Raw genomic sequence first — 1,965 nt, 5'->3', positions numbered from 1 at the left:
TGGTATGGTTGGAGGTTTGGGGTTATTTTTATATGGAATGCAATTGCTCAGTGAGGGTTTACAAAAAAGTACTGGTGATAAGTTACCTAAAATTTTAGAATTATTAACCAATAAACCCATAATAGGAGTTGCAACCGGTACTTTAATAACTTCCATCATTCAAAGTAGTAGTGCTACAAGTGTTATAACAATTGGACTAGTTAATGCTGGTTTATTAAGCTTAAAACAAGCTATAAGCGTAATAATAGGAGCAAATATAGGGACTACGATAACTGCTCAAATTGTATCTTTTCGTTTAGAAAAATATGCTCTTCCAGCAATTGGTATTGGCTTTATCTTTAATTTTTTATCTAAAAGAAGAAGTTATAAATATTTTGGCCAAATATTACTTGGTTTTGGAATATTGTTTTTAGGCATATCAATTATATCTGATACTGCAAAACCTCTAAGAAATTATACTCCATTTTTAAAACTGATAGAAAATATGTCAAATAACCCTCTATTGGGGATCATAACAGCTTTAATTTTTACAGCTATAATTCAAAGTAGTAGCGCTACTACCGCACTCATAATTGCTATGTCTATCCAAGGCATAATTGGAATAGAAGCGGCCATTCCATTAATACTAGGAGCCAATATCGGAACTTGTTTTACTGCAGTAATAGCAAGTATAGGAAGTTCAATAACGGGGAAAAGAGTGGCGTTGTCCCATCTATTTTTTAATATTGGTGGTGTTGTCTTATTTCTATTCTTTTTAAATAAATTTACCTATTTAGTATCATTAACCTCGTCAAGTATTCCAAGGCAAATTGCTAATGCCCATACACTTTTTAATGTCTTTAACGCTATAATTTTACTTCCCTTTATTAATTTATTTGTTAGATTTATTGTTAAAATTTTACCCGGAGAAGAGATTGTACTTAAAAAAGGTCCCATCTATCTAAACAAAGATATAGTAAATACTCCATCTATAGCTTTAGGTCAAGCAATTAAAGAATTAGTTAGAATGGGGGAGATAGTAGAAAGTATGTTAAGTGATGTAATGATATCTTTTATACAAAATGATATCAATATCTTAAAAAATTTATATTTAAAAGAAGGAGTAGTAAATACTTTAGAAAAAGAAATTACCAAATATTTAGTATTAATAGCTCAGGAATCTCTAAGTATCGAACAATCAGAAATTTTAAAGGACTTAATGAATATAACCAATAATATAGAAAGGGTAGGGGATATTTCTGAAGATTTAGCTGAATTAGCTGAAGAAAAAATAAATGAAAAATTACCTTTTAGTGAAAAAGCATTAGATGAACTTAAATTTATGTTTACAAAAGTAGAATCTTCTTTTAATATATCAATCTCTGCATTAAAAAACAGGAATATAGATTTAGCTCGAGAAGTAGCTTTAAAGGAAGATGAAATTGATAAAATAGAAAAAGGACTTCGCGATAGTCATATCAATAGGTTAAATCAGGGTATTTGTTATCCCGAATCTGGAGTTATTTATTTAGACGTAATCAGTAATTTAGAAAGAATTGGAGATCATGCTAATAATATTTGTTTAATGGTAATAGATGAACTATCTAAAAATTAGGTGAATATATGTCATTAATATGGTTAGGATTAATTCAAGGATTAACTGAATTTTTTCCGGTAAGTAGTTCTGGGCATTTAGTAATCTTAAAATATTTTTTAAAATTAAATTTAACTGGTGTTGCTTTTGAAGTATTTTTACATTTTGGAACGATGTTAGCAGTAATAGTTCTTTTTAGAAAAGAGATAAAGGAATTATTAATTTCTTTTTTTAACAGCATTTATAAAATATTAGAAGGAGAAAATTTGTCTAGTATTTTAAAAAGTAATTCTTATTCAAAATTTGCCTGGTTTTTAATAATTAGCACTATACCAGCAGCAATTATTGGATATACTCTTAATTCTTATTTTGAAATACTTTTTAATAAACCT

Annotated in this window: 2 protein-coding genes; both read left to right on the top strand. The window is 28.0% G+C overall.

The genetic code is table 11. The features are described from left to right. Positions 1–1,594: Na/Pi cotransporter family protein (locus tag COZ07_RS01570; protein ID WP_406606844.1), on the top strand; the 1,594-nt coding region annotated here is incomplete at its 5' end. A gap of 8 nt (positions 1,595–1,602) precedes the next feature. Next, the coding region (locus COZ07_RS01565; protein WP_406606843.1) for an undecaprenyl-diphosphate phosphatase at positions 1,603–1,965 on the top strand (363 nt) is incomplete at its 3' end.

The organism is Candidatus Infernicultor aquiphilus (assembly GCF_002784285.1).
GTDB lineage: Bacteria > Atribacterota > Phoenicimicrobiia > Phoenicimicrobiales > Phoenicimicrobiaceae > Infernicultor > Infernicultor aquiphilus.
Note: the sequence above shows the minus strand (reverse complement) of the source record. Positions and strands in the feature narration are given on the sequence as shown.